Source organism: Streptomyces sp. NPDC127119 (assembly GCF_042677425.1).
Taxonomy (GTDB): Bacteria; Actinomycetota; Actinomycetes; order Streptomycetales; family Streptomycetaceae; genus Streptomyces.
Genome location: NZ_JBHXTO010000234.1, coordinates 1 through 8,583 on the forward strand (window position 1 = coordinate 1; position 8,583 = coordinate 8,583).

10 protein-coding genes are annotated in these 8,583 nt (G+C 70.1%); 6 read left to right on the forward strand and 4 right to left on the reverse strand.

Translation table 11 applies throughout. From position 1 onward, the window contains the following. Window positions 1-55: 55 nt before the first annotated feature. The gene (gene ppc / locus ACFVH5_RS42585; RefSeq protein WP_384815517.1) at window positions 56-2,788 is read right to left on the reverse strand and encodes a phosphoenolpyruvate carboxylase; all 2,733 of its coding nucleotides are present in this window, start codon (window positions 2,786-2,788) and stop codon (window positions 56-58) included. Between the two features lie 298 nt (window positions 2,789-3,086). On the opposite strand from ppc, the gene ACFVH5_RS42590 reads away from it, so the two are divergent. Genes ACFVH5_RS42590 through ACFVH5_RS42605 form a run of 4 tightly spaced genes read left to right on the forward strand, consistent with a single transcriptional unit; the run spans window position 3,087 to window position 5,309 of the window. After that, a complete protein-coding gene (locus ACFVH5_RS42590) occupies window positions 3,087-4,097 on the forward strand; it encodes an acyl-CoA desaturase (RefSeq protein ID WP_384815520.1) in 1,011 nt (336 codons plus the stop codon). Next, entirely contained in the window at window positions 4,094-4,765 is a 672-nt protein-coding gene (locus ACFVH5_RS42595; RefSeq protein ID WP_385839054.1) for a TetR family transcriptional regulator, read from the forward strand. The genes ACFVH5_RS42590 and ACFVH5_RS42595 overlap by 4 nt, the downstream gene beginning before the upstream one ends. 41 nt (window positions 4,766-4,806) lie before the next feature. Beyond that, the gene (locus ACFVH5_RS42600) at window positions 4,807-5,061 is read left to right on the forward strand and encodes a type II toxin-antitoxin system Phd/YefM family antitoxin (protein WP_385839055.1); all 255 of its coding nucleotides are present in this window, start codon (window positions 4,807-4,809) and stop codon (window positions 5,059-5,061) included. Then, a complete protein-coding gene (locus ACFVH5_RS42605; protein ID WP_385839056.1) occupies window positions 5,058-5,309 on the forward strand; it encodes a type II toxin-antitoxin system RelE/ParE family toxin in 252 nt (83 codons plus the stop codon). Before ACFVH5_RS42600 ends, ACFVH5_RS42605 begins: the two co-directional genes overlap by 4 nt. Here the strand turns inward: ACFVH5_RS42605 and ACFVH5_RS42610 are convergent. Together ACFVH5_RS42610 and ACFVH5_RS42615 are read right to left on the reverse strand one after the other, a co-directional pair. Next, window positions 5,284-5,667, reverse strand: a complete 384-nt coding sequence (locus ACFVH5_RS42610; protein WP_385839057.1) for a VOC family protein — start codon at window positions 5,665-5,667, stop codon at window positions 5,284-5,286. The genes ACFVH5_RS42605 and ACFVH5_RS42610 overlap by 26 nt on opposite strands. Window positions 5,668-5,671: 4 nt before the next feature. Beyond that, window positions 5,672-6,490: a trans-aconitate 2-methyltransferase gene (locus ACFVH5_RS42615; RefSeq protein ID WP_385839058.1), complete on the reverse strand. Its 819-nt coding sequence runs from the start codon at window positions 6,488-6,490 to the stop codon at window positions 5,672-5,674. A 118-nt stretch (window positions 6,491-6,608) separates the two neighbouring features. Between ACFVH5_RS42615 and ACFVH5_RS42620 the strand changes: the two genes are divergently transcribed. Further along, a complete protein-coding gene (locus ACFVH5_RS42620) occupies window positions 6,609-7,106 on the forward strand; it encodes a MarR family winged helix-turn-helix transcriptional regulator (RefSeq protein ID WP_107015606.1) in 498 nt (165 codons plus the stop codon). Here ACFVH5_RS42620 and ACFVH5_RS42625 read toward each other — a convergent pair. Next, the gene (locus tag ACFVH5_RS42625; RefSeq protein ID WP_107015605.1) at window positions 7,065-7,832 is read right to left on the reverse strand and encodes a response regulator transcription factor; all 768 of its coding nucleotides are present in this window, start codon (window positions 7,830-7,832) and stop codon (window positions 7,065-7,067) included. The genes ACFVH5_RS42620 and ACFVH5_RS42625 overlap by 42 nt on opposite strands. Window positions 7,833-8,090: 258 nt before the next feature. On the opposite strand from ACFVH5_RS42625, the gene ACFVH5_RS42630 reads away from it, so the two are divergent. After that, window positions 8,091-8,546, forward strand: coding sequence for a GNAT family N-acetyltransferase (locus tag ACFVH5_RS42630; protein WP_385839059.1), 456 nt, complete (start codon window positions 8,091-8,093; stop codon window positions 8,544-8,546). The last annotated feature ends 37 nt before the right edge of the window (window positions 8,547-8,583 follow it).

Consider the following 8,583-nt stretch of genomic DNA (forward strand, 5'->3'; position numbering starts at 1 on the left):
GGGGGTGGCCCGTGGCGCCCCCCCCCGGCGCCCCTTGTTCGTGCCGTCCGGCCGGTCAGCCGGTGTTGCGCAGGCCCGCCGCCACACCGTTGACCGTCAGGAGCAGGGCGCGGGACAGCAGCGGGTCCGGCTCGGAGCCGGCCGCGGCGGCGTCGCGCTGCCGCTTGAGGAGGGCCACCTGGAGGTAGGAGATCGGGTCCAGGTAGGCGTCGCGGACGGTGAAGGTCTGCTTGAGCACCGGGTGGGCGTCGAGGAGTTCGGCCTCACCGGTGATGCGCAGCACCTCGCGGACGGTCAGCTCGTGCTCGGCCTCGATGGTGGCGAAGACGTGCTGGAGCTCTTCGGGGACGAGGGTCTCGACGTAGTGGCGGGCGATCCTGAGATCGGTCTTGGCGAGCGTCATCTCGACGTTGGAGATGAAGTTGCGGAAGAAGTGCCACTGCTCGTGCATCTCGTCCAGGACGCTGTCGAGGCCGGCCTCGCGCAGTGCCTTGAGGCCGGCGCCGACGCCGAACCAGCCGGGGACGATCTGGCGGGACTGGGTCCAGCCGAAGACCCACGGGATGGCGCGCAGGCCGTCGAGCGAGACGCCCGAGCCGGGGCGGCGGGAGGGCCGCGAGCCCAGGTGCAGGTCGGCGAGCTGGTCGACCGGTGTGGAGGCGAGGAAGTACGTCGGCAGGTCGGGGTCCTCGACCAGCCGGCGGTAGGCGGCCTCGGCGGCCTCGGAGACGACGTCCATGGCGGCGTCCCAGCGGGCGAGCGCCTCGTCGGACTGCCGCGGGGAGGTGTGCAGCGCGGACGCCTGGAGGGTGGCCGCGACGGTCAGTTCGAGGTTCTCCCTGGCCAGCGACGGCACGAGGTACTTGTCGGAGATGACCTCGCCCTGCTCGGTCACCTTGATCTCGCCTTCGAGCGTGCCCCAGGGCTGCGCGAGGATCGCGTCGTGCGAGGGGCCGCCACCGCGGCCGACGGTGCCGCCGCGGCCGTGGAAGAGCCGCAGGCGGACGCCGTAGCGGTGGGCGACGTCGCGCAGGCGGCGCTGGGCCCGGTGGATCTCCCACTGGCTCGTGGTGATGCCGCCGAACTTCGACGAGTCGGAGTATCCGAGCATGACCTCCTGGACGTCGCCGCGCAGGGCGACGAGCCGCCGGTAGGAGGGGTCGGACAGCATGTCCTCAAGGATGGTGTCGGCGGCCTTGAGCTCGTCGGTCGTCTCGAGGAGCGGCACGATGCCGATCTTCGCCCAGCCGGCGTGCAGGTCGAGGAGTCCGGCCTCGCGGGCCAGTACGGCGGCGGCGAACACGTCGTCGGCGCCCTGGCACATCGAGATGATGTACGACTCGATGACCTCGGGTCCGAAGACCCTGAGGGCCTTCTTGACGGTCTCGAAGACGCCGAGGGTCTTCGCTCCGGCGGCGTCGAGGGGGGCCGGGGTCGGTCCGAGGGGCCGGCGGGAGCGGAGTTCCTTGGCGAGCAGCTTGTGCCGGTACTCGCGCGGCATGTCCTCGTAGCGCCAGGACTCCTCGCCGAGCCGGTCGAAGAGCTGCCCGAGTGCGTGGTGGTGGGCGTCCGCGTGCTCCCGTACGTCCATGGTGGCGAGCTGCAGGCCGAAGGCGGCGAGCGTGCGGATCGTACGGTTCATGCGGCCGTCGGCGAACAGGGCGCCGCGGTGCGCGCGCAGGGAGGTCTGGATGAGGGTGAGGTCGCGCAGCAGTTCGGCGGTGCCGAGGTAGTCGCGGCCGTCCTCGTGCGGGATGCCCTTGGCGAGGCGGAGCTTGGTGTTCTCCAGCTTCTGCCGGATGCAGGTGGCCTTGAGCCGGTAGGGCTCCTCGGCGTTGAGGCGCTTGTAGCGGGGGCTGATCTCCGGCAGCAGTTCGAGGTCGGCCTGCAGGGAGGAGAGCAGTTCCTCGGTGGCGCCGGTGTAGCGGATGGAGTTGGAGAGGAAGTGACGCAGTTCGTCGATCAGTTCCAGCGCGTCGTTGATGCCGTGCTCGTGCTGGAGGATGAGGACGTCCCAGGTGACCTGGGGGGTCACGTTCGGGTTGCCGTCGCGGTCGCCGCCGATCCAGGTGCCGAACGTCAGGGGGCGGGTCTCGTCCGGCAGCTCGACGCCGACACGCTCCAGTTCCGCGGTCAGGTCCTCCAGGACGTCTCCGACGGCGCCGGCGTGCAGTTCGTCGAGGTAGTAGATGGCGTTGCGGGCCTCGTCGGCCGGTTCGGGGCGTACGACGCGCAGCTCGTCGGTCTGCCAGACCAGGTCGATGTTCTCGGCCAGACGGGTGTCGTAGCGGCGCCGGTCGGCTTCGATGACCGGGGTCTCCAGCAGGGCGGCGATGCGGCGCAGCTTGTTGAGGACCGAGCGTCTGGCCGCCTCGGTGGGGTGCGCGGTGAAGACGGGGCGGACGTTGAGGTTCTTGACGCTGACGCGCAGGTGCTCGGGGTCGGCGTCCTTGAGGCGGTCGGCGGTGCGGGCGAGGAGTCCGCCCTCGGCGGCACGCCGGGCGCGCAGTTCGCGGCCGCGGTGCACCTGCTCGGTGACGTTGGCGAGGTGGAAGTAGGTGGAGAAGGCGCGGACCAGCTTGGCCGCGGTCTCCAGTTCGGTGCCGCGCAGCAGCTCGGCGGCGGCTTCGCCGTCCTCGCGGGTGAGGCGGCGGACCTTCTCGACCAGCTCCAGGAGCTCGGGGCCCTCCTGCCGTACGAGGGTCTCGCCCAGCAGGTCTCCGAGGCGGCGGATGTCGGCGCGCAGTTCACTGCCCGTTGTCGTGTTCTGGTCGTCGGCACTGCTCACAGGTGCGGCTCCTTGCAGTGTTGAAGCTCGTCTGGAGGGGAACCCGTCGGCCCGAGGCGGCTAGCGCCGCATCAGCGGCTGGGCATACGGGAATGAAACAGAGCGGACCGCGCTGTCCGACCGAGACCAAGGATAGGTGTCCATCCGGACGCGCAGTCTCTCGGGCTCTTGCCCCGGCGCAACGCGCTGCCATACTTACGACGCCGTAGGTTACGGAACCGTAAGCGCTGTTTCCGGCTACCCCCAGCCACGCTTACCGGCCACACCCACCCTCCTCGACCCCACAGGGGACGCCCCCATGACCGCAAGTTCCGACGTGATCGATGACGCCCCGAGGGCGCACGACGACTCCCCCGTCCCGTCCGCCACGCTGGGCGGCGAGAAGAAGCGCTCGATCGAGCAGATCACCCTTCTCCTCTTCATCACCGTCCCGTTCCTGGCCGTCCTCGCGGCGGTTCCACTGGCCTGGGGCTGGGGTGTGAGCTGGCTGGACCTCGGTCTGCTGGTGTTCTTCTACTTCCTGGGCTGCCACGGCATCACGATCGGATTCCACCGCTACTTCACCCATGGCGCCTTCAAGGCGAAGCGGCCTTTGCGGATCGCGCTCGCCATCGCCGGTTCCATGGCCGTCGAAGGGCCGCTGGTCCGGTGGGTGGCCGACCACCGCAAGCACCACAAGTACTCGGACGCCGAGGGTGACCCCCACTCGCCGTGGCGCTTCGGTGAGACGGTCCCGGCTCTGATGAAGGGCCTGTGGTGGGCCCACATCGCCTGGATGTTCGACGAGGAGCAGACCCCGCAGGAGAAGTACGCGCCGGACCTGATCAAGGACCGGGCGCTGCGCACGATCTCCCGCCAGTTCCTTCTCTGGGCGGGCCTGTCCATCGCGCTGCCCGCGCTGATCGGCGGTCTGGTGACGATGTCCTGGTGGGGCGCGTTCACGGGCTTCTTCTGGGGCTCCCTGGTCCGGGTGGCGCTGCTGCATCACGTGACCTGGTCGATCAACTCGATCTGCCACGCGGTGGGCAAGCGCCCCTTCAAGTCGCGTGACCGCTCGGGGAACGTGTGGTGGCTGGCCGTCCTGTCCTGCGGCGAGTCCTGGCACAACCTCCACCACGCGGACCCGACGTCGGCCCGGCACGGTGTGGAGCGCGGCCAGGTGGACTCGTCGGCCCGTCTGATCCGCTGGTTCGAGCGCTTCGGCTGGGCGTACGACGTGCGCTGGCCGTCACGCTCACGTATCGATTCCCGCCGTAACCCGGACGGGAAGGGCGCCCGGCGCAAGCCGGAGACGGCCGAGGCGGCATGATTGACGGCGTGGCCGACTCCAGCACATCCAGCAATGAAAAGCCGCGGCGCGCTCGCCGCACCCGGATGACGGGGGCGGAGCGACGGGCCCAGTTGCTGGAGATCGGCCGCACCCTTTTCGCCCAGAAGGGCTTCGAGGCGACGTCGGTGGAGGAGATCGCGGCGAAGGCCGGTGTCTCCAAGCCGGTGGTGTACGAGCACTTCGGCGGCAAGGAGGGCCTGTACGCGGTCGTGGTGGACCGCGAGATGCGCCGTCTGCTGGACGGCGTGACGAGTTCCCTCACCGCGGGCCATCCGCGCGAACTGTGCGAGCAGGCGGCGTTCGCCCTCCTCGACTACATCGAGGAGTACACGGACGGCTTCCGCATCCTGGTCCGCGACTCCCCGATCCCGCAGTCGACGGGCAGTTTCGCGTCCCTGATCTCGGACATCGCCACGCAGGTGGAGGACATCCTGGGCCGCGAGTTCAAACGCCGCGGTTTCGACCCCAAACTGGCTCCCCTGTACGCCCAGGCCCTGGTGGGCATGGTCGCCCTCACGGGTCAGTGGTGGCTGGACGTCCGCCGCCCCAAGAAGGCGGAGGTGGCGGCCCACCTGGTCAACCTGGCCTGGCACGGCCTGGACGGCCTGGAGGCGAAGCCCCGGCTGATAGGGCGCCGAAAGAGTTAATGCATGGGCCACAACGTGAACCTTGTGATACCAATACGCCCATGACTGAGATCGCGATCAGCGCCGCCCGTTCCCAGCTCGGTGACCTCGTCCGCCGCGCGGCCCACGGCCGCGAGACCATCGCCCTCACCGACCACGGCCACGTGGCGGCGCTGCTCGTCTCGCCCCAGGTCATAGAGGACCTGGAGGACGCGCTCGCGATCGCCGACTACCAGCGACGCGAAGCGGAGGGGACGGTCGAGCCCGGCATCCCCATGGCAGAGGTGCGCAGGCGACTGGGGCTCGAACAAAAGTGACCTACGAGATCACCTTCGAGCCGCACGCCCTCAACTCCGCAGCCCGGTTCCTCGAAGAGGACCCGAACGGCCTCGTGCTGCTCCTGGACACCATCGACAAGCTGGCCGACGACCCCCGTCCGACAGGGTCGACCGCCTACGGTTCCCCCAGCCTCCGCCGTCTGCGCGTCGGCGACTACCGCGTTCTCTACGTCATCCAGGAGGACGTGATCCGCATCCTCGTCACCCACCTGGGCCGGACCCCCTGAGACACGGCTCCAGGAACTCCAGCCGGTTGCCGACGGGGTCCTCGGAGTAGAACCGCCGATGCCCCGGAAGCGCGGTGTCCCAGGTCACCGAGCCCCCGCCGGCGACCAGACGAGCCGCGTACGCCTCGATATCCACCACCCGCAGCCCCGGATGCGCCTTCTTCGCGGGGCGGAAATCCGGGTCGATCCCCACGTGCAGTTGCACGGCTCCCGCCCGGAACCAGCAGCCTCCGCGTGCGGCGAGCGCGGGCGGCTTGGGGATCTCGGTCATGCCGAGGGCGTCGACGTAGTAGTCGCGCAGGGCCGGCTCCGAGCCCGGTGGCGCGGCGAGCTGGACGTGGTCCACGGCTGTCAGCATCTGCTCAAGAAGCCTTCCGTGCCACCACGAACAGCCGCCGGAACGGCAGGACCGTGCCGTACGGGGCCGTCGGGTAGGCCGTGCGGAGCAGGTCGCGGTATTCGGCGGTGAAGGCGTCCCTGGCTTCCGGGTCGTCGGCCAGAGCCGTGAGGGCCGGCCGCATCCCCGTCCCCTTGGACCAGTCGAGGACCGCGTCCTCCCCCTCCAGGATCTGCAGGTACGTCGTCTGCCAGACGTCCACCTCGCACCCCAGCCGCGCCAGCCGGTCCAGGTAGACGAGCGGTTCGTGCACCGAGTCCGGGCGCCGGAGAACTCCGCCCAGCCGCCCCTTCCACCGCGGGGAGGCGGCGAGTTCACGCATCAGCGCGTGCAGCGGCGCGTCGATGGTGTCGGGCACCTGAAACGCGAAGGTCCCGCCGGCGGCGACCGCGTCGAGCCAGGCCCCGAACGCCTCCAGATGCCCCGGCACCCACTGGAGCGCGGCATTCGAGACGATCAGGTCGTACGTCTCCGCGGGCGCCCACTGCGTGAGGTCCGCGTGGGCGAAGTCCAGGCCGCCGCCACCGGCGGTCGGCCCCGCGTGCTCCTCGGCGCGGGCCAGCATCTCCCGTGAGTTGTCGTACCCGGTGACGTACGCGCCCGGCCACCGTTCGACGAGCTGGACCGTGACGTTGCCGGGTCCGCATCCCAGATCGGCGATCCGGGCCGGTTCGCCGGGCAGGGCGGGAACGCGGCCGAGCAGTTCCGCGAAGGGCCGCGCGCGGTGCCCGGCATGGCGCAGGTACTGCCCGGGATCCCAGGTGGGAGTGGTGGTGGCGGACATCGGGTGCCTCCTAGGGGTCAGGCCGGGCCGACCTCCACCCTCACACCCCGACTATCTCGTCGTCAAGATACTTCACATCAAGAGACTTCACATCGACACAACCACTACACTGATCGCCATGGAGGACGAGGTCGATCGGCTGGTCGCAGCATGGCGCCGGGAGCGCCCCGACCTCGACGTGGAACCACTCGAAGTGCTCAGCCGCGTGAGCAGGCTCGCGCGGCATCTGGACCGGGCCCGGCGCATCGCGTTCGCCGAGCACGCCCTGGAACCCTGGGAGTTCGACGTGCTGACCTCACTGAGGCGCGCGGGAGCCCCGTACCAGCTCTCCCCCGGGCAATTGCTCACCCAGACCCTCGTCACCTCGGGCACGATGACGAACCGGATCGACCGGCTCGCGAAGAAGAGCCTGGTCGAGCGGCTCCCCGACCCCAGCGACCGCCGGGGCGTGCTCGTACGCCTCACCGAGGAGGGCCGGGACCGCGCCGACCAGGCACTCGCCGGACTCCTCGACCAGGAGCGCGCGATCCTCGCGGAGCTCAGCCGGGCGCAGCGCGGTGAACTGGCCGGGCTGCTACGCCAGTTGACCGCCCCGTTCGACAACATCCCCGGCTAGGTCCACCGGACCGACCCCGGCCCGGCGGGCGAGCGCCACGGCCGCGAGGGTCGAGTGCACGCCCAGCTTGCCCAGCACGTTCTGCATATGCGTACGGACCGTGTGCGGGGAGAGGAACAGCCGCTCGGCGACCGCCTTGCGCCCCAGTCCCGCCACCATGCACCGCAGCACCTCGCGCTCGCGCGGAGTCAGCGACTCCACCAGCCGCTCGCTCTCGGTGCGGTGCTTGCGGGCGGCGGTCAGCTCACGCAGCACACCCGTGAGCAGGGCCGGCGGCAGATGCGTCTCGTCCCGCAGCACCCCGCGGATGACGGTCAGCAGCCGGGACAGCGAGCAGTCCTTGGCCACCCAGCCCGAGGCGCCCGCCTGCAGGGCGAGAGCCGCACGGCGCGGATCGTCCTTCTCGGCGAGTACGACGGTACGGACACCGGGCTGGCCCGAACGGACGCCCGCCACCAGCGAGATGCCGTCGACCAGGCCTTCTTCGTTGTTGTCGTGCACGGGCACGGCCGGGCGGACACCCGGCACGTTGCCGCCGAGGTCGGCGTCGACGAGCAGCACGTCGAACCGGCGGCCTTCCGCGACCGCCCGCTCCAGGCAGCGCAGCGCGGCCGGGCCACTGCCCGCCGCGGAGACGTCGACATCGGGCTCGGCGGCCAGGGCTGCGGCGAGCGACTCGGCGAAAATACGATGGTCGTCGACGACCAGAACACGGATGCGAACCACAGAAACCCCCACTGGTCGGGGGACGGACCGGCGCAGGTACGGCGCCCGAGGTGTTCCCGAGCCTCCTGTCGGCTCAGGAAACGGGGTGCCGCAGTCGCACGGCCGCCGCCGTGCTGAGACTGCTACCCCCACTTCGGGCGTCGTACCCGACTGTCTCGCCCCCTGATCGGCACCGGCCCCCACCGGTGCTGCTCATCAGAGTAAGGCCGTGCGGCAGGAGCGGAAGGTGATTTGCAGAACTGATTGGCCGACGCGTTTATGGTGAGCCGTATGTTTCGTATTGAGACAGAAGTCGACAAAGAACGTGGCCAATTCCTGCGGTCTCGGCTGCGGGAGGCCAATACGGCGGCGTCTCCCGTGCTGCGTTCTCTGAGCGGAACGCCTGGTGAACGGGAAGTTCCGCTCCACGTGTGGGCGTTGGAGCCGGGGGGTTCGATCGCGGGCGGACTGATCGGGCACACGTGGGCGACGTGGCTGCATGTCGCCTATCTCTGGGTCGACGAACGCCACCGCGGGACCGGGCTCGGGTCGCATCTGCTGTCCCGCGCGGAACGTCTGGCCGTCTCGTCACGGGAGTGCCGTGCCTCCCGGCTGGAGACGTGGGACTTCCAGGCACCGGACTTCTACCGGAAGCAGGGGTACGAGGTGGTGTGCGTGATCCCCGACTATCCGCCGGGGATCACGGAGTACACACTGACGAAGCGACTGCGCTGACCGTCCCTGGGGGCTGCGCCCCCAGACCCCCCTGTCG